Origin of the sequence: Pseudoalteromonas sp. A22 (assembly GCF_018141345.1) — a bacterium.
Classification (GTDB): Bacteria; Pseudomonadota; Gammaproteobacteria; order Enterobacterales; family Alteromonadaceae; genus Pseudoalteromonas; species Pseudoalteromonas maricaloris.
Map to the genome: position 1 here is coordinate 3054357 of NZ_CP047238.1, position 26668 is coordinate 3081024.

Annotated in this window: 21 protein-coding genes; 9 read left to right on the forward strand and 12 right to left on the reverse strand. The window is 44.2% G+C overall.

Annotated features, from left to right (window positions below):
* Window positions 1-110: 110 nt before the first annotated feature.
* The 9 genes from ribBA to GSF04_RS18685 all read right to left on the reverse strand — a co-directional run bounded on the left by ribBA (window position 111) and on the right by GSF04_RS18685 (window position 10315).
* A complete protein-coding gene (gene ribBA, locus GSF04_RS18645) occupies window positions 111-1223 on the reverse strand; it encodes a bifunctional 3,4-dihydroxy-2-butanone-4-phosphate synthase/GTP cyclohydrolase II (RefSeq protein ID WP_010372099.1) in 1113 nt (370 codons plus the stop codon).
* Window positions 1224-1251: 28 nt separating this feature from the next.
* Window positions 1252-1908 (reverse strand): riboflavin synthase, encoded by a 657-nt coding sequence (locus GSF04_RS18650; RefSeq protein WP_010372102.1) that lies wholly within the window; start codon window positions 1906-1908, stop codon window positions 1252-1254.
* Between the two features lies 1 nt (window position 1909).
* On the reverse strand, window positions 1910-3022 hold the full coding sequence (gene ribD, locus GSF04_RS18655) for a bifunctional diaminohydroxyphosphoribosylaminopyrimidine deaminase/5-amino-6-(5-phosphoribosylamino)uracil reductase RibD (protein WP_211858333.1): 1113 nt from the start codon (window positions 3020-3022) through the stop codon (window positions 1910-1912).
* Window positions 3019-3468 (reverse strand): transcriptional regulator NrdR, encoded by a 450-nt coding sequence (gene nrdR, locus GSF04_RS18660; RefSeq protein ID WP_010372109.1) that lies wholly within the window; start codon window positions 3466-3468, stop codon window positions 3019-3021. Before nrdR ends, ribD begins: the two co-directional genes overlap by 4 nt.
* Before the next feature lie 85 nt (window positions 3469-3553).
* Entirely contained in the window at window positions 3554-4810 is a 1257-nt protein-coding gene (gene glyA, locus GSF04_RS18665; RefSeq protein WP_211858335.1) for a serine hydroxymethyltransferase, read from the reverse strand.
* Between the two features lie 257 nt (window positions 4811-5067).
* Window positions 5068-6351 (reverse strand): threonine synthase, encoded by a 1284-nt coding sequence (gene thrC / locus GSF04_RS18670; protein ID WP_211858337.1) that lies wholly within the window; start codon window positions 6349-6351, stop codon window positions 5068-5070.
* Complete coding sequence (gene thrB, locus GSF04_RS18675; RefSeq protein ID WP_211858339.1) at window positions 6351-7289, reverse strand: homoserine kinase; 939 nt, start codon at window positions 7287-7289, stop codon at window positions 6351-6353. The genes thrC and thrB overlap by 1 nt, the downstream gene beginning before the upstream one ends.
* Before the next feature lie 5 nt (window positions 7290-7294).
* Entirely contained in the window at window positions 7295-9709 is a 2415-nt protein-coding gene (thrA, locus tag GSF04_RS18680; protein WP_211860071.1) for a bifunctional aspartate kinase/homoserine dehydrogenase I, read from the reverse strand.
* Window positions 9710-9949: 240 nt separating this feature from the next.
* The gene (locus tag GSF04_RS18685) at window positions 9950-10315 is read right to left on the reverse strand and encodes a response regulator (RefSeq protein WP_010372125.1); all 366 of its coding nucleotides are present in this window, start codon (window positions 10313-10315) and stop codon (window positions 9950-9952) included.
* Between the two features lie 198 nt (window positions 10316-10513).
* Here GSF04_RS18685 and GSF04_RS18690 point away from each other — a divergent pair, with 198 nt between their 5' ends.
* From GSF04_RS18690 to GSF04_RS18700, 3 genes are all read left to right on the forward strand, one after another.
* A complete protein-coding gene (locus GSF04_RS18690) occupies window positions 10514-12274 on the forward strand; it encodes a HAMP domain-containing sensor histidine kinase (RefSeq protein ID WP_010606127.1) in 1761 nt (586 codons plus the stop codon).
* A gap of 157 nt (window positions 12275-12431) precedes the next feature.
* Window positions 12432-13346: a recombination-associated protein RdgC gene (rdgC, locus tag GSF04_RS18695; protein ID WP_010606126.1), complete on the forward strand. Its 915-nt coding sequence runs from the start codon at window positions 12432-12434 to the stop codon at window positions 13344-13346.
* A gap of 354 nt (window positions 13347-13700) precedes the next feature.
* A complete protein-coding gene (locus tag GSF04_RS18700) occupies window positions 13701-14594 on the forward strand; it encodes an EamA family transporter (RefSeq protein WP_211858342.1) in 894 nt (297 codons plus the stop codon).
* 75 nt (window positions 14595-14669) lie between these two features.
* On the opposite strand, the gene GSF04_RS18705 is transcribed toward GSF04_RS18700, so the two are convergent.
* Window positions 14670-15509: an HDOD domain-containing protein gene (locus GSF04_RS18705; protein ID WP_017216375.1), complete on the reverse strand. Its 840-nt coding sequence runs from the start codon at window positions 15507-15509 to the stop codon at window positions 14670-14672.
* Window positions 15510-15902: 393 nt separating this feature from the next.
* Between GSF04_RS18705 and GSF04_RS18710 the strand changes: the two genes are divergently transcribed.
* Window positions 15903-17603 carry a Zn-dependent hydrolase gene (locus tag GSF04_RS18710; RefSeq protein WP_211858343.1) on the forward strand — a complete coding sequence of 567 codons (1701 nt, stop codon included), beginning with the start codon at window positions 15903-15905 and terminating at the stop codon, window positions 17601-17603.
* Between the two features lie 47 nt (window positions 17604-17650).
* Here the strand turns inward: GSF04_RS18710 and GSF04_RS18715 are convergent, their stop codons facing one another.
* Together GSF04_RS18715 and GSF04_RS18720 are read right to left on the reverse strand one after the other, a co-directional pair.
* Entirely contained in the window at window positions 17651-17932 is a 282-nt protein-coding gene (locus GSF04_RS18715) for a hypothetical protein (protein WP_010606121.1), read from the reverse strand.
* Between the two features lie 136 nt (window positions 17933-18068).
* Window positions 18069-18461, reverse strand: coding sequence for an HIT domain-containing protein (locus tag GSF04_RS18720; RefSeq protein WP_211858344.1), 393 nt, complete (start codon window positions 18459-18461; stop codon window positions 18069-18071).
* 112 nt (window positions 18462-18573) lie between these two features.
* On the opposite strand from GSF04_RS18720, the gene GSF04_RS18725 reads away from it, so the two are divergent.
* From GSF04_RS18725 to GSF04_RS18745, 5 genes are all read left to right on the forward strand, one after another.
* Entirely contained in the window at window positions 18574-20805 is a 2232-nt protein-coding gene (locus GSF04_RS18725) for a S9 family peptidase (RefSeq protein ID WP_211858347.1), read from the forward strand.
* Between the two features lie 215 nt (window positions 20806-21020).
* On the forward strand, window positions 21021-22661 hold the full coding sequence (locus GSF04_RS18730; protein WP_211858349.1) for a methyl-accepting chemotaxis protein: 1641 nt from the start codon (window positions 21021-21023) through the stop codon (window positions 22659-22661).
* Window positions 22662-22826: 165 nt separating this feature from the next.
* Window positions 22827-23855 carry a glutathione synthase gene (gshB, locus tag GSF04_RS18735; RefSeq protein ID WP_017216381.1) on the forward strand — a complete coding sequence of 343 codons (1029 nt, stop codon included), beginning with the start codon at window positions 22827-22829 and terminating at the stop codon, window positions 23853-23855.
* Window positions 23839-25818 carry a flavohemoglobin expression-modulating QEGLA motif protein gene (locus tag GSF04_RS18740; protein WP_211858351.1) on the forward strand — a complete coding sequence of 660 codons (1980 nt, stop codon included), beginning with the start codon at window positions 23839-23841 and terminating at the stop codon, window positions 25816-25818. The genes gshB and GSF04_RS18740 overlap by 17 nt, the downstream gene beginning before the upstream one ends.
* Window positions 25819-25877: 59 nt before the next feature.
* Window positions 25878-26663 (forward strand): hypothetical protein, encoded by a 786-nt coding sequence (locus tag GSF04_RS18745; protein WP_211858353.1) that lies wholly within the window; start codon window positions 25878-25880, stop codon window positions 26661-26663.
* Window positions 26664-26668: the final 5 nt, after the last annotated feature.

A 26668-nucleotide genomic window follows, 5' to 3' on the forward strand; every position in this document is an offset into this window, starting at 1 on the left:
TTCCTAATCTGTATGAGCAATTGCCAAATTGAGGCGCATGATAGCACAGTAATGTGGCAATCGCCTACTATCTGAATATAGGCGATTGCGATCAATTTGGCATTTTGGAATTATTTTGGTTCGACGTATTCGACCACTTCTAAGTGGAAACCAGACAGTGCATGATATTTTTTAGGTAGACTCATTAGGCGCATTTTCTGAATGCCTAAATCAGCCAAAATTTGCGACCCCACACCTACGGTGCGCGAAGTACCTTGGAATTTACGGTAGTTCACCTGTTCACCCGCATCTTCCGCAGCAAATGCCTTAACCAGCGCTTCCATCTCTTCGCTGTGTTCTTGCTTACCAAGAATGACTAATACACCTTCGTTGTCGGCGATGTGCTTCATGGCGCTTTGCAGTGTCCAGCTTCTATCCGCGCTGCGATCTGAATGAAGAATGTCGTTAAACGTGCTTTGCAAATGCACACGTACTAAATTGGCTTCTTCCGATTTGATCTCGCCTTTTACCATCGCATAGTGAAGTTGATTATCAATGGTGTCTTTGTACGTCACTAGGTTAAACTCACCAAACTCAGTAGGCAGTTTACACTCTGCTACTTTTTCGATAGTGGTTTCGTTTAAGTTACGATACTCAATTAAATCAGCAATGGTGCCGATTTTAATATCGTGTTCTTTTGCAAATACTTCTAGTTGTGGGCGACGTGCCATAGTGCCGTCTGGATTTAGAATTTCAACAATCACAGATGCAGGTTCCAATCCCGCCAAACGTGCTAAATCACATCCAGCTTCAGTATGACCTGCACGCGTTAAAACGCCGCCTGGTTGCGCCATAATTGGGAAGATATGACCAGGTTGCACAATATCTTCAGGCACTGCACCTTTGGCAACTGCAGCTTGCACTGTACGAGCACGATCTGCCGCTGAAATCCCCGTCGTTACGCCTTTCGCAGCTTCAATAGACAAAGTAAAGTTGGTGGAGAACTGAGCGCCATTGGTTTTCACCATTAGTGGCAAGTTCAGCTGCTCACAGCGCTCCTGTGTCATGGTCAAACAGATTAACCCGCGACCATATGTTGCCATGAAATTAATTGCATCTGGTGTAATGTGCTCTGCTGCAATGATCAGATCACCTTCATTTTCTCGGTCTTCATCGTCCATCAAAATAACCATTTTACCGGCTTTAATGTCCGCGATGATTTCCTCAGCACTATTTAAACTCATAGTTTTCCCATTTTTACTTTGTCTATGGCTACTTTATAAAGCCAGCTTTCGCCAATAGACTGGTTGTGAGAGTGGACTCGCTGGCAGCGCTTGGCTCACCCTGAATTAGTCTTTCGAGGTAGCGGGCGATTTGGTCGACCTCTAGGTTTAGTTTTGACCCGACTTGAAAACCTGCAATCGTCGTTTCTTGCGCCGTGTGTGGCACTATGGTCAATTTAAAGCGGTTTTGTTCCACGGCATTGACCGTCAAACTGATACCATCAATAGCAACCGAACCTTTATACGGAATATACTTCATTAGCGATGATGGCGCAGCTAACCAATAGTCAGTCGCTCTGGCATTAGCGGTTATCTCAACCACTTCAGCAATACCATCCACATGGCCTGACACCAAATGACCGCCTAGACGTGAAATCGGCTGCAGTGCCTTTTCAAGATTGACCTTTTGGCCTTGTTGGTACTCGGCAAAACGCGTCAAACTTAAGGTTTCGTTAGAAACATCGGCTTTGAAGCCATCATGAAACTTCTCAGTTACGGTCAGGCAAACCCCGTTCGTGGCAATACTATCACCCAAGTTTACATCGCTCATATCAAGAGATGTCGTGGTCACACGAACAATTAAATCGCCGCCCTTGAGCTGCAATTGAGTTAATGTTCCTGTTGCTTCGATAATACCTGTAAACATTTTACTTCTCTTTAGTCGCGATAAGTTTGAGATCAGGCCCCACTTGGCAAACGTCGCCAAACACTAACTCAGGTATTTGCGACATGGCACTCAGTGGTGTGGTGTTAAACAGCCCTTTTCCAGCGCCAATTATTTTCGGTGCCAAATAGACGATATATTCATCAATTAGCCCTTGTTCATGCATTACCCCCGCAAGGGTGGCACCGGCTTCTAGCCAAACATAATTACAGTGCTTTTCAGCCAGCTTGTTGAGCACGGCTTTTAGGTCGAGCTTACCGTTGATTTCAGGCACGACAATTTGCTCTACGAAATGAGGCCATTGCGCTGAATTATCAATAGTACGGCGAAAAATAATCACTGGAGATGCAATTTTAAATAGCGCAAGATCTGGTGTCAGACGATTTTGTGAGTCAATAATCGCACGTATTGGCTGGCGTAGCTCAGATTGAGGATAATCGGTGTCTTGCAAAAATTCTTCACGAACATTGAGTCTGGCGTTGTCTACCATAACCGTATCAGCTCCGGTCAAGACCACACAGCTCTGCGCGCGGTGGCGCTGTACGTCTAAACGCGCCGCGGCTGAGGTAATCCACTTGCTCTGGCCATTGTTTAGTGCGGTTTTACCATCAACAGAAGCGGCAAGCTTACAAGTCACGAATGGCAATCCATGCTCCATTCGCTTCAAGAAACCGCTATTTAGCGCCCTTGCTTGTGGCTCTAGCAAACCAGAAGCCGTTGCAATTCCCGCGGCCTCTAACATTGCCAATCCGCGCCCTGCAACTTGTGGGTTGGGATCAACCATGGCTGCGACCACTCTGCTGACGCCTGCGTCAATCAGACCTTTAGCACACGGCGGCGTTCTGCCATAGTGACTACACGGCTCAAGCGTTACATAGGCAGTTGCACCAGCGGCTTTAGCTCCTGCTTGCTTAAGCGCATGCACTTCAGCATGGCCTTCACCTGCTTTTAAGTGCGCGCCTTCGCCGACGATTTCACCGTCTTTTACGATCACACAGCCGACGTTTGGATTGGGTGTTGTGGTGTATTTACCGCGCTTTGCAAGCGTGATGGCGCGGCTCATGAAATCATGGTCTTGCGATGTGAACTGGCTCAATCCCCCAACCTCGCAATTTCTTCACCAAACTCACGAATATCTTCGAAAGAGCGATATACCGAAGCAAATCGCACATAAGCCACTTTATCGAGTTTTTTGAGGGCTTCCATAATACATTCGCCAATCATGTCGCTTGGTACTTCGCGTTCACCAGTACCACGAATTTGAGATTTAATTTGGTGTACTACTTCTTCAATTTGTTCAGTGCTGACGGGACGTTTTTCCAGCGCTCGGTGCATGCCATTGAGTAACTTATCTTCATTGAAAGGCTCTCTGGTACCATCTTGCTTTATCACGCGCGGCATTAAGAGCTCAGCACCTTCAAAGGTAGTAAAGCGTTCGTGGCATAAAATACACTCACGACGGCGACGGACTTGGTGGCCGGAAGCAACCAAACGTGAATCTATCACTTTGGTATCTTTGGCTGTACAGAATGGACAATGCATAGACGCTCTCGTTGACTCAAAAACAAAAAAGGCCGCTTGAATGCGGCCTTAATCATAACAAAAAACTGCTTTTTTGTGAGCGAAATTATGCGTAAACAGGTAATTTAGCGCAAATTGCTTTTACTTTTTCTTTTACTTGTGCCTGTACAGACTCATCATTGATGTTGCCTAGTACGTCACAGATCCAGCCAGCAAGCTCTTTCGACTCAGCTTCTTTGAAGCCACGACGAGTGATTGCAGGAGAACCGATACGCAGACCAGAAGTAACGAACGGTGAACGTGGATCGTTTGGTACAGAGTTTTTGTTTACTGTGATGTTTGCACGGCCAAGCGCAGCATCTGCATCTTTACCTGTGATATCTTTATCAATCAGGTCAAGTAGGAACAGGTGGTTTTCAGTTTTGCCAGAAACCACTTTGTAACCACGCTCCTGAAGTACCGCAACCATAGCTTGTGCATTTTTAACCACTTGCTCCTGGTATGACTTGAACTCTGGCTGTAGTGCTTCTTTGAACGCAACCGCTTTTGCAGCGATAACGTGACATAGAGGACCACCTTGACCACCAGGGAATACCGCAGAGTTTAGCTTTTTGTAGATTTCTTCATCATCACAAGCAGAGATGATAAGACCACCACGAGGACCCGCTAGCGTTTTGTGCGTTGTTGTTGTTACAACGTGTGCATGAGGCACTGGGCTTGGGTAGATACCAGCGGCAACAAGACCTGCAACGTGCGCCATATCAACAAGTAGGTAAGCGCCTACTTTATCAGCGATTTCGCGGAACTTAGCCCAGTCAACGATACCTGAGTATGCAGAGAAACCGCCGATGATCATTTTTGGCTTGTGCTCAAGTGCTAACGCTTCAACTTGCGCGTAATCGATTTCACCAGTCTCTTCGTTTAGACCGTACTGAATAGCATTGTACGTTTTACCAGAGAAGTTTACGTGTGAACCGTGCGTTAAGTGACCACCGTGAGCAAGGCTCATACCTAGCACAGTGTCATGTGGCTGAAGTAGCGCTTGGAATACCGCTGAGTTTGCTTGTGAACCAGCGTGAGGCTGAACGTTTGCGTAAGTCGAACCAAATAGCGCATTGGCACGATCAATCGCAAGTTGCTCAACCACGTCTACGTGCTCACAACCGCCGTAGTAACGCTTACCTGGGTAACCTTCAGCATACTTGTTTGTTAGCTGAGAACCCTGCGCTTCAAGTACACGTGGGCTACAGTAGTTCTCAGAAGCGATAAGCTCGATGTGCTCTTCTTGACGTGAAGTTTCTGCTTCAATCGCTGCAAATAGTTCTGGGTCAAAATCTGCAATATTCATGTTACGTTCTAACATGGTTTCTCCTAGGTAAACGTAAGGGTATTTTTAAAGACAATCTAGCATCACAAGATAACCAGTTTGCCTATGAAATCAGCATGGGCATATTTAAGCAGGGATTGAATTTATTTCACACCCCTATCGCGATGATATTTTTTTATTTAAACATTAATATTTTAAATAAGACAACCTAAGTTGCATTTGAAAAGCTAATATAGTCTTGAAATTGACCTTATCTGAGTGGGCGTTCTACCCACTCAGACAGGCTCTCTGATTTAGTTGAGTTTTGCTAACATTGCCGCCTTCAAAGCATCATAATCTGCACTAAGCGGCTCTGCCAAACATGGTTTTTGCAATGCATCGACCAACGGTTTTGGCATATCAAGCTGCTGATTTAAAACACCTTCTACAGATTCCTTAAACTTCGCAGGATGCGCGGTGGCAAGGAAAATTCCGGTTTCATCCGCTTGAGAGTCCAGCGCTAATCCCTCGTAGGCTATCGCAGTGTGTGGCTCAGCCAAGTAACCTTTGTCATGTAATTCTTGCATTACCGCCTGAGTCCGTGCTTCCGATACCGAACGTGAATAAAAGTCATGTTTGTTAAAACCCCCTCTTTCTAACATGATTTCAACACGAGGCCAGTTATTAGGTTTACTCACGTCCATCGCATTAGAGAGTGACTCTAAAGTGTCGTTTGGTTGCCACTCACCCGAGGCAATGTAACGAGGCACAGTATCATTTTGGTTTGTCGTGGCACTTAACTTGGCAATAGGTAATCCAACCGCCGCTGCAATCATTGCTGCACAGACATTACCGAAGTTACCACTTGGCACTGAAACATGCACTTTATCACGCTGCGATTTAGGTAATTGCGCTAGCGCTTCAAAGTAATAACATACTTGCGCCACTAAACGACTGATGTTGATGGAGTTTGCCGAATTAAGACCAAGCTTTTGCTTTACTTCGTCATCAAGGAATGCAGACTTTACCATCGCTTGGCAGTCATCAAAGCTGCCATCTACAGCATAACAATGAATGTTCTTCCCAAGTGTTGTAAACAGCTTTTGTTGGGCAAGCGAAATTTTGCCATGAGGATAAAGGATCACCACATCGACATTTTCTTTTTCGTAAAACGCATGGGCAACGGCGGCGCCCGTGTCACCACTTGTTGCGGTGAGGATAGTCACGCGCTCACCTTGATTAAACATGCTAATGCATTCCGCCATAAAGCGGCCGCCAAAGTCCTTAAACGCCAGTGTTGGTCCATGAAAAAGCTCTAAACAATGCTGATTTTTAGCAACTTCGACTAACTTAGCTGGGAAATTAAAGGCGCGTTTTACCATCGCATCGAGCGTATCTTGTGGTAGTTCATCGCCAATAAGGTGATGTAGTACCTTGGCACTACGCTCTGCAAAAGGTAATTCAAGTAGTGCATCAACATCCGCAATACGCTCAAATGTAGGAGGGAAAAATACCCCTTGGTTACGACCTAAACCGATTTTTACCGCTTCAACAAATGAAACAACCTGATGTTCGTCTTTTAAATTCACTAATTTCATTACTTTTGATCCTTTAATTCTCTTGTGCCAAGCGTATCTAACCGGCAAATATGGCTAAAACCCGCTTCATTAATGTAATTTTGTTGCAACCATTGCTGCACTGCATTTGCCTGTTGCTCAGACTTACAAATAGCAAATAGTGTGGGCCCTGCCCCTGAAATACTCACCAGCTCGGCACCTAAAGCTGGTAGCGCGTCTTTTGCCTCACTAAAGCCAGCAATGAGTGGCGCTCTCGCTTCCTCGGCAATACTGTCTTTCATCATCGACAGTGCTTTATCAAATTGACCTGACTGCATCAATAAACAAAAGCCAGACAGTCGCTGGGAAAATTCCACCGTATGATGCAAAGAAAATTGCTGCGGTAGTGCTTGTCTTGCTTTCGCTGTATTCAATGCAAAGCCAGGATATGCAATAACATAAAACCAGCTTTCATCATGCGTAACGCTGATTGCTTTACTTGGAATGCAGTCCGCAGTCAGTTGTAGTCCACCAAGGTAGCATGGCGTGATGTTGTCGTAGTGACGACCGCCACTGACCTTTGCTTCAAAGTCGGCCATCAATTCAATGAGCGCCTCTTGGCTTAATTGCGTATTGGCAAAATCATTGAGTGCAGCGAAAGCGGCAACCACAGAGCAAGCGCTAGAGCCTAGACCTGAACCAACAGGAAGGCCTTTATACAAGGTCATGGCAACTGCCGGCATGCTGGGAGCTACATACTGTTTGAAGTGCTGTAAACACTGAAACGCCAAGTTGTCTTTAGGATCGGCGGAGAGCTTTTCGGCATATGGACCAATACAATTGAACGTATCACGCTCTGCGGCTTCAACGCTGACCTGATCACCCAGTAAACTGCCATCAATAGGCTGGAGTGCGGCGCCAAGGGCGTCAAAGCCAACACAAAAATTGCCCATTGACGCTGGTGCATAAAACGTTTTCATAACTCCTACCTCGACAGCGTTTTTAGGATATCAGCAAATACGCCTGCAGAGGTTACCTCTGCCCCCGCGCCATAACCTCTGATCACAAAAGGCTTTGGTTGATAATATTGGCTCAAAATAGCCAGTGCGTTTTCACCATCGCGAATATCGTACAGAGCATGTTCTTTATCTACCGCTTCAATGCCAACGCGGCATTTACCGTCAACGATTGAACCGACATAGCGTAGCACTTGACCTTGTGCTTTTGCCGCCGCAATACGCGCTGCGAAAGCATCATCTAATTGCGGTAATTGCGCCATAAATTCATCAACACTGGCGCCCTCAGCAAACCCTTCAGGTAATACTGATTCAACTTCAATATCACTGAGCTCCAACGGCAGTCCCGATTCACGGGCAATGATAAGCAGCTTACGCGCGACATCCGTACCAGATAAGTCATCGCGCGGATCTGGCTCTGTAAAACCGCTTTGTTTGGCTTTCTCTGTTGCTTCCGATAGCGATAAACCATCCGACAATACGCCAAAGATATACGATAGCGAGCCAGACAAAATACCACTGAATGAAAGCAATTCATCTCCTGCGCCAAACAGCAATTTAAGGTTGTCTAATACAGGGAGTCCGGCGCCAACGTTGGTTTCGTATAGAAAGTGACGGCGCTTGGCTAGCGCAGCCTGCTGCAGTGACTGATAATACTCATAGCTGCCAGTATTGGCTTTTTTGTTAGCCGCAACGACATGAAAGCCCGCATTAAGAAAGTCTAAATAGCCATCGGCAACAAACTGAGCCGCACTACAATCGACAATCACAGGGTTAATTAAATGATTTTGTCTAACAAACTGACTCACCTGTTGTAAATCAAAGCTCGACTCCGCTTTCTCAAGCGCCAGTTCCCAGTTATCAAACGGTACGCCTTCTGGGTCTAAGTAACACTTACTTGAATTTGCAATGCCATAGAGGTTCAAACGGATATTGCGTTTTTCAAGCCATGCTTGCTGCTTATGAAACTGCTTCATTAATTCTTGACCCACTAGACCGCAGCCAATCAAGAAAACATCGATGGATGGCACGTGCGTGAAGAAGTTTTCGTGACACACTTTTACTGCATCTTGGCAAAGTTCACCATCAACCACCGCCGAAATAGAACTCTCCGTTGAGTCCTGCGCGATGGCAACAATATTCACCTGAGCCTGTGCAAGTGAGGCAAAGAATTTGGCCGCAAGACCTTTGTGCGCTTTCATGTTGTCGCCAACCAAAGTAACGATGGCAAGGTTACGCTGCACTTCAATTGGGTCGATTAAACCTGCTTGCGTTTCAAGCTCAAATGCCTGCTCAAGCGCAGCCAGCGCAAGTGTTAAGTCTTGCTCATGGACACAGAAACTGATGCTGAATTCACAAGAAGATTGCGTAATAAGTACGATGGATACATTATCTGCTGCCAGTGCAGAAAAGACCCGAGCAGCCATGCCAACCTTGCCTTTCATCCCAGGTCCTGCCACGGTCAGCATAGCAAGTTTGTCGAGACTCGAAAGCGCTTTTACTGGAGCCTCGCCACCGCCCTGGGCACAAATCAGTGAACCCGGCACTTCTGGATCATGAGTATTTTTAATTTCACAAGGCACATCAGCTTTGGCGCAAGGTAAGATTGTTTTTGGGTGCAGCACTTTAGCGCCAAAATAAGATAGCTCCATGGCTTCTTTATAAGATAGCACGTCAACCTTAGTCGCTTTCTTTATCAGGCGAGGATCTGCACTGTAGACGCCATCAACGTCAGTCCAGATTTGGCAGATTTCGGCTTCTAGGCATGCAGCAGCGACAGCCGCAGAGTAGTCAGAACCATTGCGACCAAGTGTTGTCAGCTCGCCCGCTTCATTGCTTCCTGTAAATCCTGCCATGATATAAAAACGCGATGCTTGGGCACGCACTAATTCTGCAAAACATAACTTACTTAGCTTAAGGTCAACTTCGGCATCAAGATACCCGCCCTGCGTTTTTACACAAGCGTCAGCACTAAGCGCTACTGAATCTGATTGCAGCATAGTGTCCATCAGCGCAACGCTAATGCGTTCGCCAAAACTAATGACATAGGCTCTTGCTTGATCTGGGCAGTGTCCCAGTAACTTGGCTCCATCTAATTTATTCTTAAGTAATTCAAAGTCAGGCCAGCCTACAACACTACCGTACACCGCTTGTACTTCATCGTATAAGCCTTGGCTGCGGGAAGTAAATGACTGCCACTGGGAGTCAAACGCTTCTCCTCGTCCAGCCAAATCAGCAAGCTCAACGAGCTGATCTGTCATGCCACCGGGAGCCGACAGCACGATAAGCGCTTGTTGTTGGCCATGGTCTTTAACTAGCTCGCTGACTCTTTGTAAACAGGCAAAATCTTTGAGGGAAGACCCTCCAAACTTTAGTACTCGCATCATTTTTCCTCATTCCAAAAACAAAAAAGGCCTGTGTTCTTAGTGAACACAGGCCTTTTTCAAACTCGCACTGACCTATGCCACTATCCCGTTAGGATGGTGGTTGTAATAATGGTCGTAGTGATAATATTCGTTTTCATAATTTTAGAGTGCCTGAAGTTTAGCCGCGCTGTCAATACGAAAGAGCAAAATAGATTATGCAAATTTTTAATAGTGACATTTGTAATTTGCATAGATAAGTTATCGGATCCCAAACTGGTGCAGTAATCCTAATAACTGCTCTGCTTTAACCGGTTTTTCTAAAAACCCTAACGCCCCCAAATTTGCTACTCTTTCTTTCATCTTGGCCTGAACATCTGCCGAAATAACCACCACGAAACATTCAATTCGGTGTGCTTTTATTGCCTCTAACACAGCAATCCCATCAAGTATTGGCATGGTTAAATCCAGGCACAATAAATCTATTTGCTGAGTTTTCAGTAAATCAATCGCCTGCTGGCCATTCTGTGCTTGGTGCAAGGTCAGGTCTAATTTGCTCTGTAAGTTTTTAATGACTTGTTTACGGGCGACAGCCGAATCATCGCAAACTAAGACGGAATAACTCATAAAGTGGTCAGTCTTGTACTATCGTTAATAAAACGGTCACTGGATATCGCTATCTTATAACACATTAAACTTTCCTAGGTAAGGCGCTAAAAAGCATAATTAATGAAGATAATTATTTATTTTTAACCATTTATTGGCTAACTTTAAAAACAGATTATACAAAGGCGATGAACTTACCGTAGGAGCTCAGCTTAATTCATGCTGCAAAAAAGCCTCTCAAAAAAATTGCTCACCAATGTGCTGTCGGTTTACTTCCTTCTAACCTTTGTCGTCACATGTGGTCAAATCGTTGCCGAATACGTCAATACTAAAGACTATATTCGCAATGAACTTACTATGCTGCAAAAAACCTTTAGCCGCAGTTTGACCCGTGCCATATGGGAACTCAATACGAAGCAGACTGTTACTACGGCTGAGGGGCTACTTGCGATCCCCATGATCGAAGGAATTATTGTACGTGATGACAGCGGCGAAATTATTTCACAGCTTGGCCGCTCACTAGATATTCACGAGCTGTATAGCCAACAGCTTGTTCAAGAAGAAGCAATAATCGAAGATACGCCATCCGGTTTGTTTGGTTATACGTTTCCGTTGATTTTTGAATTCTCGGGACGCGCAACGCAAGTCGGCGACGTAACATTATTTTCTAGCCGAGAGGTGGTCTTTAGTCGCATCATGATCTCTATCTACTTTTTGATAGGTAATGCGATGATCAAGACAACATTCTTGATTATTCTGTTTTTAATTGCCTTCAGAAAGCTACTTACCGAGCCATTAAGCGACCTCACCGAGCAAATTGAAGACTTTGAGGTCGACAACGTTGATGGCCATAAAATAGATATCGGCGCAAAAGAGCGCAATGAACTAAAGATCATGGAAGAGGCATTCAATAAGCTAATTGATAAGGTCTCTGAATATCGTAAAAAACTCGACCAAACTCAAAAAGAGCTTTTGATCAGCAATGAAAAGCTCGATCAACATAATATTCAGTTGGAACAAGAAGTCGCACGTAAAACCTCAAACCTGAGCCAAGCGATGATGGATCTTCAGCAACAAAAATATGAATTAGAAAAGCAGAAGTTAACGCTCACAGAAGAGATTGATTTAAGAAAACAAACAGAAGAAGAACTACTAACGAAACAAAAAGAGCTTGAGAAATACGTAGATGAGCTGAATATGGCACAAGAGCGCCTAGTGGGCTCTGAAAAAATGGCGGCACTTGGTGGTCTCGTTGCCGGTATTACGCACGATATTAATACGCCCGTTGGTATCGGCGTGACTGCGACGTCGTTCTTACAGGAACGTTTAGATCAGCTTGAGGCGGCGTACAACGGAAAAACCTTATCACCAAAAGCGTTAGAAGAATTTATTAGTGAAGCAAAGCAAAGTGCTAGCCTACTTACCACCAATTTAGACCGCGCATCGGAGCTTGTCGCAAGCTTTAAACAAATTGCAGTCGATCAGGCCAGCGAAGCGGTTCGCACCATTAACCTGAAGCAATACCTCGGTGAAGTGATCCGCTCATTACATCCAAAATTGAAGAAAACTCATCATCAAGTGAATATTGAGTGCCCTGAAGACATGACGCTAAATTTACCAGCTGGGGCAATTAGCCAAATATTCACTAATCTTATCATGAACTCTTTGATCCATGGTTTTGAAAATCAAGACCAAGGACAAATAGATATTAAGATTAAAGAAGACAATGGTATGGTAAACATCGTCTACAAAGACAACGGTAAGGGCGTAAGTAAGGCCCAACTAGACCGTTTGTTTGACCCCTTCTTTACGACCAAACGCGATCAAGGTGGCAGTGGGCTTGGTACCCATATTACCTTAAACCTCGTAAAACAAACCTTGAATGGGGATATCGAAGTAAATAGTGAAGAAGGCAAAGGCCTCACCTACTACATCAGTTTCCCAAAAGACTTACAAAAACCAATGGCGATGTTTAGCTAACCAAGTTTAGAACAAAACAACCGTCCAATACGTCAGGCTGCAAAGTGGCGTATTGGCGCAAGATATCTCCCCCACCATCAAACATCATCTAGTGGAATACAAGCTGTGACCTTTTTGCTATGATGACCGCAATTTTATTCCAGACGGGCATATTTCTATGTGGTTCAGTAACTTAATCTGCTACAAATTCAAACAAGATGTAACTTACGCACAAGAAGATTTCGAAAAAGCACTCGAGCAGGATATTTTTCGTCCTTGTGGTAGCCAAGACATGACCACTTTTGGCTGGACAAAAGCCTTCGGTAAACATGGTCAGATGCTTTCACATTTTTCTCAAGACAGTATCTTAGTTTGTGCTAAGCGCGAAGAAAAGGTGCTTCCTGCAGCCGTAGTCAATGAAATGGTCGCCGAAAAAATTGAGCAAATAGAGCAACAAGAAAATCGTCCAGTAAAGAAAAAAGAAAAAGACGATATCAAGGAAAATATCCTAGCCACTTTATTGCCTCAAGCGTTTAAAAAATCGAGCCTGCAATTTGCTTTTATCGACCAAAAATCAGGTTGGGTGATTGTAAATAGTGCCAGCTTCAATAAAGCGGAAGAGCTACTTGCACTACTGCGTAAGTCTCTGGGCACGCTTCCTGTTGTACCTGCGTTTGCAAACTATGATTTAGACTTACAGCTAACACACTGGCTCACCGAGTTTAGTGCACCTGAAGGCTTTGCAATAGGCACCGACGCTGAGTTGCAAGAGCCAGACGACAACGGTGCTCAAGTAAAGTTAAAACAACATGACCTTTCATCAGACGAAATTAAAACGCACCTAGAAAACGGTAAACGTGTGACTAAACTCGCGTTAGATTGGCGTGAGCGCGTGAAGTTCGTTTTACAAAACGATGGCACATTAAAACGTTTAAGCTATGCAGAAGCACTTAAAGACCAAAATGCAGATATCCCTAAAGAAGATCTAGCCGTTAAACTTGATGCCGACTTTATTTTGGTATCGGAAGAAATCAAAGAGTTGTTAGAAGATCTAACCAAAGGTCTTGGTGACGACGAAGGCCTAGAGTCTTAATTTAGTATTAATCACTTAGGGCCTGTTGGCCTCTGGGTACGAAAAATTGATAGCGGGTATGGCTATCAATTTTTCTTTATCCAGCTCAATACGCTATCTTCACAAGGTCGCTTTGCGCCAATAACGAGCGGACTGCACGCACTCAAGTGCGAGCGTATAGTTACTGACTCGCCACTTTATTTGCCCTAACCAACGCATTTGTCGCGCTTTATTTACTCTTCAATGGCATGATAGGAATTCGGCTTTGGCAGTAACGCTTTGCTAACCTGAATTTCAGGCATCGAAGACAGTTTACGCCGGTAGTCCCGATACCCGAAAACGGTAACTCGTACAATTAAACGGAGTTTGACGCGCGTGAATGTAAAAAGCATTTCATTGGCTTTGATGGTAGTGATCATTTGGGGGCTTAACTTTTCGGTCATTAAATTTGGCCTAGCAGAGTTGCCTCCTATTTTATTCTCAGGCTTGCGTTTTTTGGTAGTCGCGATCCCTGCAGTATTCTTCATTCCTTTTCCTAACACATCGGTATGGAACGTGCTCGGGGTTGGGCTATTTTTAGGTGTGCTTAAGTTTAGCTTGCTGTTTATTGCGATGGAGTCAAACGCATCAGCCGGCATTGCTTCTTTGCTGCTACAAGCCCAAGTCATTTTCACGGTTTTGCTAAGTGTTTTGTTGTTAAAGGAAACCATGGATCGCTTTCAAGTGGTGGGGATTAGCATCGCAACGTTTGGCTTTAGTTTGTTTTTTATCAACTCCTCTGGGTCAACGACAATATTGGGCGCGGTGCTCATTCTATTCGCGGCATTATTTTGGTCGTTTTCAAATCTCATTATGAAGCGCCTGCAAGACGTTAATTTACTCCACTTTATTGTCTGGGTAAGCCTAGTGCCGCCATTGCCACTTTTTACACTGTCTTATTTTATTGAAACTGATGCCCCATTGACCTTACTACTAAACACTACAACACAGTCTTGGCTATCCATTGCCTATGTAGGTTATATCTCGACACTAATTGCATTCGCAATATGGGGTTGGCTACTTAAAAATCACAAGGCCGCGGCAGTGACGCCTTTTGCTTTATTAATCCCTATTGTCGGCATTGTAGGTTCAGCACTATTACTCAATGAGCAATTGATGCTAATGGAAGCCGTTGGGGGTGGTTTTATTTTATGTGGCTTAACGATTTCAGTTACAGGTGCTCGGATAAGCAGAATAGTTCGAAAGCCTCGGGCCGAGGCTATACCCTAAACGATAAAGACCTCAACAGAGGTCTTTATATTCACGGCAAACAAAAGCGCTGAAACCGCGTATTGAGTACAGGGATTAAGCAAACATTGTTTTAACGTCTTCGAGTACATTCAAATAAGTGTCATCAGCAAACATATTCACCTCTCTTATTACCCCTTTTTCTTCATACTGTTTTAGCGCTGCAGACTTATCCGACACCTGCAAAATACCTTCTACAATTGCACCAACACGAATAAAGTCGACATAACAAACATGTTCAGGCCGATAATTTGGATTTGCCCAGCTTTCTGCGACTTCAACAAACTCATCGGTGAATTCCCACTCTCGCATTATTGCCCCCCCAATTTTGCCGCCTAATTTCTGGATGGCATGAGCCAAAAAGCTTGGATTGGCAAACACTTCGGGGTGACGTTCAGCCTCTGTCAAAATCGGTAAAACACCGATATTAAACACCAAAGAAGCCAAAGTGATTGTATCTTTGTTAAGCGACGTATGCTTATTGACGCGAAGATAAAAATCCATCGTTGTTATCGCTTGGCAAGCAACTTTTAGTGTTTTCTGCCAAGCTTTGTCCATGTAAGTTTTAATAAGCTTGTTATTAGAAACAAATAGCTGCTCCATCGCCATTGCAGTCGCTATATTCTTGATTTGTCTGAGACCGATACGAGTTACAGCTTGGTTTAAGGTGTTTACCTTCACCGAACGGCCCATAAAAGCGCTGTTGGCAACTTTGATCATACGTGCTGCAAGGGCCGGGTCATGAGAAATTACGTCAGCCATCTGCATCAAGTTAATTTCAGGGTCATCTGCCGCTTGCCTAACCCGCACTGCAATCTCAGGTAATGTCGGCAATACCAAGGTGTCGTTATTAATTCTGTCAGTTAGAATCGTGAGCAAAGCATTTTCTGTAGACATGAAACCAAATCCCTTAATAACTGAATAATAGACCTGACTACAAGCGTATGCTTATGGTAAAAGTAAGTACTTGCTTGCTGGAGGTCACACTGCTGATTTTTAGTATCTATGACGTAAGTATTGTCTAACTTTCGGATAAAGTTAAGAAAATATAAAAAAATAATATTTTATTTATATACCCTCAATAATTAGCAAGTTAGAATTCATAGTATACGGTGTATTGTGGCAAACTTTGCCGCAAAAATACTGAAAATGACCCACAGCTGGACACAAATGATGACCTTTCACGTTAACAGCGACTTGCATACCACATGCTAATCTAAGTTAACTAAGTATTGAGATACAAAATCGTGTAAGGTGATCACCACAGAATTAAGACAACAAGGGAGCATTATGAAACACTCAATGATTTCGGTTGCAATCGCGCTTGCAACAGGCCTCACCCTAACAGGCTGCTCTGAGCCATCAACCTCTTCAGAGAAACCTAGTGCACAAACTGAGCAAGCACAAGCTGATACTAAACAATCAGGCTATAAGCTCGTTAATGCATCTCAAGACCGGCTAGATATTTATACCCCAGTAACACTAGAAACAGACTTAAGTCACTTAAACGATAACCAGAAAAAGATGTTAGCTTTACTCATCGACGCTTCGGTTATTATGGATGATTTATTTTGGCAGCAAGCGTTCGGCGAAGACAAAGCAACATTCCTAAGCAAAATCTCAGACGAAAAAGTACGCCAATTCGCGGACATTAACTATGGGCCTTGGGATCGTTTAAATGGCGACCAAGTTTTTCTTTCTGGCTTTGAAGAAAAAGCACTGGGTGCAGAATTTTACCCAAGCGACATCACCAAAGACGAGCTAAATAACGCCGATGTAAAAGATAAAACAGGACTGTACTCTGTCATCCGCCGCGATGAAAACGGCAAGCTATACAGCACTTCTTACTCATCCGCGTATAAAGCTGAATTGGATAAAGCCGCAGCGCTTTTACGTCAAGCAAGTAAACTGGCACAAGACAAAGAGTTTGCAAACTACTTAAACTTGCGCGCAGATGCATTAGTCAATAATAGCTACCAAGCGTCTGATTTCGCTTGGATGGACATGAAGAATAACCCGATTGATGTGGTGATTGGCCCAATTGAAACCTATGAAGACCAGCTATTTGGCTATCGCGCCGCTTTTGAATCTTACGTTCTGGTTAAAGACTTAGCGTGGAGTGAGCGTCTCGCTAAATTTGCCGCTTTTTTACCTGAGCTACAAACCGGCTTGCCAGTTGACGATAAATACAAGCAAGAAGTGCCTGGATCTGATGCTGACTTAAACGCATATGACGTCATTTATTATGCAGGCCATTCAAACGCGGGTAGTAAAACCATTGCGATTAACCTGCCAAATGACGAAGAAGTGCAACTCCAAAAAGGTACGCGTCGCCTACAGCTTAAAAACGCCATGCGCGCAAAATTCGATAAGATCTTAGTACCAATTGCTGACCAACTTATCGTCCCTGAGCAACGTAAGCACATCACCTTTGATGCTTTCTTTGCTAATACCATGTTCCATGAGGTGGCCCATGGTCTAGGCATTAAAAATACCATTACAGGTAAAGGTACTGTGCGCCAATCACTTCAAGAACACGCCAGTGCGCTTGAAGAAGGCAAAGCAGATATCTTAGGCCTATATATGGTTGAGCAATTGCTTAAAAAAGGCGAGATCACCGAAGGTACGCTTGAGGATTACTACATCACCTTTATGGCTGGTATCTTCCGCTCAGTACGTTTTGGCGCCTCCAGTGCGCACGGTAAAGCAAACATGATCCGCTTTAACTTCTTTAAAGAAGAAGGCGCGTTTTCTAAGAACACGGATGGTTTATATCAAGTGAATATGGAAAAGATGGGCGCAGCGATGGAGAAACTGTCTAACCTTATCCTAACGCTACAAGGTGACGGCGACTATCAAAAAGTAGACCAACTGATCGCAACACACGGCGATATCAAAGCGGAACTACAAAAAGATCTAGATAAGCTTTCCAAAGCGAACATTCCTGTTGACGTTACCTTTAAGCAAGGTAAGCAGGTGCTAGGACTGTAATTACCGAGCACACCATGGTAGTGCTTACTACCATGGTGTAATTAATCCTAGATACAATAATCTTTGATTTCTCTTTGGTGTTTTTTGATGGCTTTTGTAGCTTTGTCAGATTTAGCAATCGCTAAATTTACTTTCGCATCATCGCATTTGTCTTGTAGCTCTTTGCGCATCAGATAATTTTGATCTTGCTGTTGCTGCGCCAACCCTTCCACACCACTATATTCAGTTCTGGATTCTGGTTCACGATCTTTTTGATAAGGCTCTGGCACAGTCGCCTTACAGGCGGATAATAATGATACTGCCAAAATAACAACTAAACTTTTATTCATATCGCGTACTCCTTGATTTAAAACGGCAAAAGTCAATTTCAGTTATAACAGTTTCAGATATAAACACAAAACACGTAGAGCTTAAAAGTTTGTAAAGCGCTTGATGTGTTTACAGTCTAATGGCCTTTTTGAGGCTTTAAGCAAAACTCGCTTTTAGCTGCTCAACTTCCTCATCACTATAGGGTTTTGCTGGATAGAGTCCCCAAACCGGTTTTGGCCATGCAATATCGGTTTTAAATCGTGCAATGTGGTGCACATGTAGTTGTGGCACCATATTACCAAGCGCAGCCACGTTTAATTTATCTGGGGTAAAGGTGTCTTGTAACAAACGACTGAGCTTGGCCGATTCTTGCCAAAATTGAACTTGCTGCGACTCAGGTAAATCAATAATTTCTTTCGCGCCCACAACCCTAGGTACTAAGATAAACCAAGGGTACTGAACATCATTCATTAACAATACGCTACACAGCGGCCACTCGGTAATTAAGATACAGTCTCGTTGTAATTCTTTAGCTAATTCAAATGACATAGTGAACTTCTTTAAATCCGATTTACTCGGCACTCTATCCGAATTTGTTGCTATTGCAAAGTAGCTTCATTACCATCCAATCAGACTTTAAAAATATAACAAGGTGGCTACCGTGCACTCTCGCATTAAACACTACACCATCGCTCTTCCATTAGCACTTGCCTCTGTCACCGCTAGCGCAGAGCAACTAACGCTAGAGCGACTTTTTGACGACCCGTCTCTTTCAGGTAAAGCACCTGTAAAACTGCAATTTTCTCCTGACGGTTCTCGTGTTACTTATCTTCAAGGTAAAAAAGAAGACTATAACCGTTACGACCTTTGGGAATACAATCTAAAAGACAATACCAACCGCTTGTTGGTAGATTCTGCGGCGCTATTTTCTGGCCCAGAGAACCTCTCAGATGAAGAAAAAGCACGTCGTGAGCGTCAACGTATTTTTGGTCGTGGTATTTTAGAATACAAATGGTCAAAAGATGGCAAAGCGCTACTTTTCCCACTCAATGGCGACTTGTACTACTATGAAATCGCTTCAGGTAAGAGCAAGAAACTAACGGAAACGGAAGCATTCGAAACCGACGCTCGCTTCTCACCAAAAGGTAACTTTGTATCTTTTATTCGTGAGCAAAACCTCTATGCCATTGATCTTAAATCGGGTAAAGAAACGCAATTAACTAAAGACGGCGGTGGCGTAATTAAAAACGGCATGGCCGAGTTCGTTGCTCAAGAAGAGATGAGCCGCATGACGGGTTACTGGTGGTCGGGTGATGAGCAACAAATCGCCTTCACACGCATTGATGAAAGCCCAGTTCAAGAAGCCATTCGTAACGAAATCTATGCCGAAGAGGTCAAGCTATTCAACCAACGATACCCATACACCGGGACTGCTAACGTTGAGATTGAATTAGGTGTTGTAAAGATCAATGACCAAAAGGTGGATTGGATTGATCTAGGCGAAGATAAAGACATTTACATCGCCCGTGCAAACTGGTTGAAAGACAACAAAACATTGTCATATCAGTGGCAAAATCGCTCACAGCAAAAACTGGAACTGCGCTTTTACGATACCAAAAGCAAAAAACAGCAAGTCGCCCTAACCGAAACCAGTGATACTTGGATTAACCTACACTTTGACCTTGAATTCTTAAAGGATAAAAAGCATTTCGTTTGGGCATCTGAGCGCGATGGCTTTAAGCACCTTTACCTGTACAGAACCAATGGCCAACTTGTGCGCCAAATCACTAAAGGCGATTGGATTGTTGAAAGCCTTCAGGGCATTGATGAGAAAAAAGGTATCGTATACTTCTCCGGCCGCAAAGACACGCCGCTTGAAAGCCACCTATACAGCGTACCACTTTTTAAAGATGGCGATGCAAAACGTATTACCGAAAAAGGCAGCTATCACAGTGTTGTACTGGCGAAAGATAACCGTACCTTTATCGATAAAAGCTCTTCTGTAAACCGTCCACCAGCCGTTGCGCTACGCAAAGTGAATGGTGACTTTGTGACTTGGCTTGAAGAAAATGCGCTGAATAACGAACATCCGTTAACGCCTTATTTGAGCAATCTAGCCACGCCAGAATATGGCACGCTTAAAGCGGAAGATGGTCAAACCATGTATTACCGCTTATTTAAGCCAGCAAAGCTTGAAAACGGTAAGAAATATCCGGTTATTGTGAACGTGTATGGCGGACCTCATGCACAACGCGTGACCAACAGCTGGCGTAGCAAAAACCTGTATTTCCAGTATCTTGCCCAGCAAGGCTATGTGATTTTCCAATTAGATAACCGAGGTTCATACAACCGTGGTAAAAAGTTTGAAGATCCAATCTACAAGCACTTAGGTGTAGTGGAAGTGGCTGACCAAATTAAAGGCGTTGAGTTCTTACGTACGCTAGAGTACGTCGACCCTGAGCGTATTGGTATTTATGGTCACAGCTATGGTGGTTATATGGCGCTGATGACAATGTTTAAAGCAGGCGACTACTTTAAAGCTGGTGTCTCTGGTGCGCCAGTAACCGATTGGGCTCTATATGACACGCATTACACTGAGCGTTACCTAGGTCACCCAGATACAAATGCCAAGGGCTATGAGCAAAGCGCGGTGTTCCCTTATGCTGATGGACTAAAAGGCCCGCTGATGATTTATCACGGTATGGCGGACGATAACGTACTATTTACCCATGCAACGAAACTATTTAAGCAGTTGCAGGACGAGGTTAAGCCATTTGAAATGATGACTTATCCAGGCTCGAAGCACAGCTTACGTGGCAAAAAAGTACAAACCCACTTGCATCAAACCATTACTGACTTCTTTAATCGTCATTTTGACGTTGAAGCTAAGTAAACACTTAATAGCGCCTAGCTTCCTATGAGCTGGCGCTTCTTCTTTTCTCTACATTTAGTTCTAGTCCATTGGTCTAATTGTTTATTCTTCTAGACTAAGAAAAACTGAAATTATTGTTCTATCTCAAGTTATTACTACTAAGATTAATTAGTATGAATTGATGAGGCGTTCGCGCCTGCTTCTCTCAATAATAAAAACGACATAAGGATTGCGTTATGTCCAAACAGTTTTTTCGAAATCTCACCATTTTCCAGCGCCTCGCGTTACTTATCATTGTCGTTATTATCGGCGTTATCCTTCAAAGCGCAGTAAGCTTATCGCAACAGTATGATGCACTCGAAAAGCAGCAATATCATAAAACTCAAAACCTTGTTGAAAATGCCTATAGTTTGGTGGCTTACTTTCATCAACAATATGTATCTGGGAAACTCCCAGAGGCGCAAGCGAAATCCGCAGCCCTTGATGCCGTTGCCGCTTTACGATACGAAGGTAACAATTACTTCTGGATCAACGACTATCAACCTAAAATGGTGATGCACCCATTTAAAAGCGAGCTCAACGGCAAAGATCTCAGCCAATCAAAAGATCCCACCGGCAAGCGCTTATTCGTTGAAATGGTACAAGTGGCAGAAAAAAGTGGTGCGGGATTTGTTCCCTACCTTTGGCCAAAGCCCGGTAAAGAAGCTCCTGTCGAAAAAATATCTTACGTCAAAGCGTTTACACCTTGGGGCTGGATCATCGGCTCCGGTGTGTACCTCGACACTATCGAAGCTGAGTTTGCACACATTCGAAATTTGCTATTACTTGAGATGGCGGTGCTTATTATTTTGCTATTCCCATTTAGTGCAATCATAGGTAAGAGCATCATCACCCCCATTCAACAAGCCAAAGACATGATGAAAGATATCGCTCAAGGCGAAGGCGATTTGACTCGACAACTCGACGAAAGCGGTAAAGATGAGATAACCGCGCTTGCCAAATACTTTAACTTGTATACTGAGAAGATGCGTCATTCCATCGCGACAGTGGCCCATAACGCTAAAGAAGTTGAAACACTGGCTAATCAGGTAAAAGCGGCTGGCGAAGAAAACTTGGCATTTATTGAGTCGCAAAATGACAATAGCCGCCAAGTCGCCACGGCTGCCGAACAAATGACCATGCAAGTTCGTGAGATCAGTAGCAATGCAGACACTGCAGAGCATTCCGCCGCAGACGCACGCAATTACAGTGAAAAAGGCAAACAAACTATTTCTCAAACCATCGCCGCCATTAAAAAACTGTCGGAGCAAATTCAATCTGTGAGCGTGACCACAACGAGCCTTGCGCAAGAGAGTCAACATATAGGATCGGTGCTCGATGTTATTCGAGGTATTGCGGAGCAAACTAATTTACTTGCATTAAACGCGGCAATAGAAGCCGCTCGAGCAGGTGAACAAGGACGAGGCTTTGCTGTTGTTGCAGATGAAGTACGCACCCTTGCAAGTCGTACGGGCCAAAGCACAGATGAAATCCACAACATGATCGAGCGACTGCAAAAAGAAGCGCAGCAGGCCGTAGCAGCAGTTAAAATTAGCCAACAAATCTCGGAGCAAACGGTTGAACAAGTACAGCTTGCCGATAACGCATTAACCGAAATTGAGCGCCTTATTGACGCTATCTCGGATATGAGTACCCACATCGCCAAAGCCACCGACGAGCAGAGTCTTGCAGCACAAGAAGTTAATGAGCGAATAGCTCAGCTTTCTGACTCCACCCATCACTCTTTGGATACCACACATTCACTCAACAACACCAGTGAGCAACTAACACGAGCAAGTCACGAATTGAGTGACATAGTTAACCGCTTTAGAGTATGATATCCACCTTGCAGAGCACCTGTCAGTGCTCTGCTTCTTGCCCAATAGATGATTGATATTCCTTATCTTGTCGATAAAAATAATCCGTGAGCGTCTAAGCTATTTTACCGCTATATTGCCAATTTATTTGCTGAGCAAAAATAGCCCGTGAAAATCTGTTTTATTATGTACCCTTGGGAGCGTGTAGAAGCTGAAAACGACAGCACGCTAAGACTTATCCACGAAGCCGTATCGCGCGGTCACGTCGTTGCCATCACCACCGTAAACAACCTCACTATTCGCGAAAGTGTTGCTAGTGCCTTCTGTGATGTATTTGTTGCAGGCCAAAAAGTATCTGATAACTTCGTGAGCTTTTACAACAAAGCTGAGTTTAAAAAAGTACAGCTTCCTTTGGCAGGTTTTGACGCAATATTTATGCGCGCTAATCCGCCGCTTGATACCTTAGCGATGAACTTTTTAGACTCTGTTCGTGATGATACTTTCATCATCAACGACATTGATGGCCTGCGCATTGCTAATAACAAGCTATACACGGCATCTTTCCAAGGCATCGCGAGAGAGTTTATTCCAAATACGCATGTATCTAAAAACAAAGAGTATTTAGAGCGTATATTCTCTGAGTCAGAGCAAGAGAAAATGATCTTAAAGCCGCTTGATGGCTTTGGCGGTCGCGGTGTTATCGTCGTTGAGAAACGCGCGAAGCAAAGCTTTAGCTCACTCCTTGAGTTTTATATTGGTGGCGACGAGGCTGGTAAAGGCAGCAACTACGTCATTTTACAAGACTATGTTGAAGGTGCCGACGAGGGTGATGTTCGCATCCTAATGCTTAACGGCGAACCGATTGGTGCCATGAAACGTGTGCCTGCAGCAAATGAAGTGCGTGCCAACGTACATGCCGGTGGCAAGGTAGTGAAACACAAACTCACCAACCAAGAAAAAGCGTTATGTAAGCATATCGGTCCTAAGCTTGTGCGTGATGGTTTGTATTTTGTTGGCATTGACGTGATAGGCGGCAAGCTTATCGAAGTTAACGTACTCTCGCCTGGCGGGATAACCCGTATTAACCGTTTAAACCGCTGTAAGCTGCAAGTGCAAGTTATTGATTTTGTAGAGAGTGTGGTGCACGCCAAAGAGCTAGTAACGCATCGCAAAAACCAATTCCGTCAAGTAATAGAAGATGCTCATGCTATCTGAACAAGCCATCATTGCCGCGCTTGAAGCCGGCAAACCCATCAGTGGACAATTTGCTGAAGGTGCTTTTCACCTCGAAGTGAGGGAATACGTGCCTTATGTCGCCACTGCTGTACACGCAGGCCACCGCACCCGTGCTAGCCTAAAAGGCTTGTTCGCCATTAGCGATGCAGAGCGTTTACAAGAGGAAGATCCGTTTACCGACGGCATGATTGAATCATTACCCATCACGCTTATCGCGCGTGACTCACGTTACGAATACGATCTTAACCGTGCGCCAGAGCTTGCGATATACAAAGAAGCATGGGGAAAACAAGTGTGGAGCCAAGCGCTACCAAATGCAGATATAGATGTTAGCTTGTCAAAGCACGCAGCCTATTACCGTGTGCTCAGTGCGCTGTTAACCACGCTTGAGCGTAAGTTTGGTGCCTGCTTGCTATTTGATGTGCACAGCTATAACTATCAAATTCGCAGCTACCCTTATGCACCAACCTTTAATATTGGCACTGCACAACTTGATACCTTGCGTTTTCGCGCCGTATTAGATGAGCTGAAAAAGCAGCTGGGACTGAAAAAGCTGGCAGGCCAGCCGGTGGATTGTGCAGAAAATACCGTCTTTCAGGGCCATGGTTATCAAGCGCAATATATTACCAGCCACTTTGATAACACCTTAGTGGTGCCACTGGAAGTGAAAAAAGTCTTTATGGACGAAAACAGTGGCGAATTATTCCCTGTGGTGTTTGAAAAACTACAGCGCAACATGCATGTTGCTTTGACTAAAACGGCAAAAACATTTGCTAAAAATCACTGCTATAAACCACTTCGCAAAGCAAAATCAACGTCGCAGCTTGACCCTGCGCTGATCAACGTGGACTATGCGCTATACCGTATAGCCAGAAACCTTGAGACGCTGCATTACGTTAACCCAAGTAATATCGCCCAAGAGAAACGTCGCTTTTTCTCGAAACGTCATTATCAGCCTGCATTTAAATATCGCCCGCTGAAAATTGACCCGTATGAGTTTAAAGAGCAACTCTATCGCTTGCCCGTTGGAAAAATCCAAGATCCGATCGTAAAAGATTTATATCGTAAAGTGATCGACAGCTACGCCACAAAAATCGAACTGATCACCCAAATTGGTCGCGAAGCCTTTTTGTATAACTCGCTACGCTATTATGGTGAGCCGGATTACAACGATATAAATAATGCGACCTTCTTGCTGCACGCGCGCGAAACCGAAACCTTGCCAAAAAAAGACATTACCGCCGAGCAAGCCTTAGTACGTTTTAATCAAGCGATTGAGACCATGGGCTTACCTTGTAAGGTCGCTATATCAAGCAAGCTCGTTGCCAAAGCAATGGTCGACAATAGTAAGCGTCTTCTGCTTGTAAATAGCAGTGCGATGCTATCTGAGCTTGATATCAATGCCTTGATAGAGCATGAAATTGGCGTGCACTTGCTCACGACCTTAAATGCTGACGCTCAGCAACTTAAAGTGCTGCACTTAGGTCTACCCGGCAATACCTATACTCAAGAAGGCCTTGCCATCTATCGTGAGTATCAATCTGGGCAAATAAATCTGACACGATTAAAAGTATTAGCGCTTAGGGTGATTGCGGTTAACATGCTGCTTAAAGGCGATAAATTCTATCAAGTGTATGAGTTTTTAGCTGACTCGGGTGTATTAAACGTCAATGAAGCCTTTGCGCTAACCACGCGTATTTTCCGTGGTGGTGGCTTTACTAAAGATCATCTCTACTTAAAAGGCTTTAAAGACATAGTGCAGCTTGCCAATACTCGCAGCTTAGATAATTTATATCTCGGTAAAACGGGCATTGCGCACTTAGATGCGCTGGACGCGTTAGTAGAGCAAGGTATATTCACAAGGCCTAAATATCTGCCGGATACGAGCCGAGATCCTAAGCCTGATGCAATCCTAAGTTATTTAATTTCTTCAATTAAATAGGCCAAATTCGCCACTGTGGTTATACTAGTGCCATCTAGTATCTACCCAGTGGCTTTGTTTTGACACAACAGGAAATAGATTTACTCGCTTTTGAGCTGGCAAACCTTCGTCTCAAAGCCGATCTTACGCTTGCACCAAAGTACAGTTATTTTTCAGATAAACCCTACCCGCTTGGTCGCTGCCTAGAAATTCGCGATGAAATGTTTAAACTCGTCACCACAGAGCTCAAGCAAAATTCAGAACGTTTATCTGTGCTCAGAAATTACATGCTTAAAGAGAATGCCGAGCTCAAAAAAGTATGGGGTTCGCTACGCGATGAGTACTTTCAAAATGCGATGTTGGTGGGAGATTGGTATATAGATACCGCAAACGATACGGTGAATGCAAACAAACCCAGAGTTGAAATCAAACCCATCGCACAATCAGGCTTTTCAGCCATCACCAATTTCGAGCAGTTTGTGAAGATTGCTCGCGCTTACTGGCAAGTGGAGGTGTTTAAAAACACCGTCTTTCCAGCCATCGCGCCTTATTTACCGTTAATTTGTGTCAACGCAAAAGGCGCTACTTGGTTAGCTGCGGCCAATGACGATATGATCAAAGTCGCTACCAACAGTGAGTTTAGGCTATCTGAGCAAATCCTCTGTCAGCTGCCAGAGCCTGACTCTGTTATCGTATCTCGCTGGCAGCAGACCCTAACTGGCATCGATGCTTTAGATGACATCTTATTGCAAACAGGAAAGCCCGAGGGGTTTTGCCAGCTATACAGAGCTGCCGATAAAGCAGCGGATTTAGCATTTAGAGATAGAGTCGTACGCGCCTATATGAGCCTACCCAAAGGCGCGTAGCGTAG

Coding starts and splice junctions, on each gene's coding strand:
- ribBA (WP_010372099.1), bottom strand. CDS start 1,223: ATGAGTTTAAATAGTGCTGAGGAAATCATCGCGGACATTAAAGCCGGT.
- GSF04_RS18650 (WP_010372102.1), bottom strand. CDS start 1,908: ATGTTTACAGGTATTATCGAAGCAACAGGAACATTAACTCAATTGCAG.
- nrdR (WP_010372109.1), bottom strand. CDS start 3,468: ATGCATTGTCCATTCTGTACAGCCAAAGATACCAAAGTGATAGATTCA.
- glyA (WP_211858335.1), bottom strand. CDS start 4,810: ATGTTAGAACGTAACATGAATATTGCAGATTTTGACCCAGAACTATTT.
- thrC (WP_211858337.1), bottom strand. CDS start 6,351: ATGAAATTAGTGAATTTAAAAGACGAACATCAGGTTGTTTCATTTGTT.
- thrB (WP_211858339.1), bottom strand. CDS start 7,289: ATGAAAACGTTTTATGCACCAGCGTCAATGGGCAATTTTTGTGTTGGC.
- thrA (WP_211860071.1), bottom strand. CDS start 9,709: ATGCGAGTACTAAAGTTTGGAGGGTCTTCCCTCAAAGATTTTGCCTGT.
- GSF04_RS18685 (WP_010372125.1), bottom strand. CDS start 10,315: ATGAGTTATTCCGTCTTAGTTTGCGATGATTCGGCTGTCGCCCGTAAA.
- GSF04_RS18690 (WP_010606127.1), top strand. CDS start 10,514: ATGCTGCAAAAAAGCCTCTCAAAAAAATTGCTCACCAATGTGCTGTCG.
- rdgC (WP_010606126.1), top strand. CDS start 12,432: ATGTGGTTCAGTAACTTAATCTGCTACAAATTCAAACAAGATGTAACT.
- GSF04_RS18705 (WP_017216375.1), bottom strand. CDS start 15,509: ATGTCTACAGAAAATGCTTTGCTCACGATTCTAACTGACAGAATTAAT.
- GSF04_RS18710 (WP_211858343.1), top strand. CDS start 15,903: ATGAAACACTCAATGATTTCGGTTGCAATCGCGCTTGCAACAGGCCTC.
- GSF04_RS18715 (WP_010606121.1), bottom strand. CDS start 17,932: ATGAATAAAAGTTTAGTTGTTATTTTGGCAGTATCATTATTATCCGCC.
- GSF04_RS18720 (WP_211858344.1), bottom strand. CDS start 18,461: ATGTCATTTGAATTAGCTAAAGAATTACAACGAGACTGTATCTTAATT.
- GSF04_RS18730 (WP_211858349.1), top strand. CDS start 21,021: ATGTCCAAACAGTTTTTTCGAAATCTCACCATTTTCCAGCGCCTCGCG.
- gshB (WP_017216381.1), top strand. CDS start 22,827: ATGTACCCTTGGGAGCGTGTAGAAGCTGAAAACGACAGCACGCTAAGA.
- GSF04_RS18740 (WP_211858351.1), top strand. CDS start 23,839: ATGCTCATGCTATCTGAACAAGCCATCATTGCCGCGCTTGAAGCCGGC.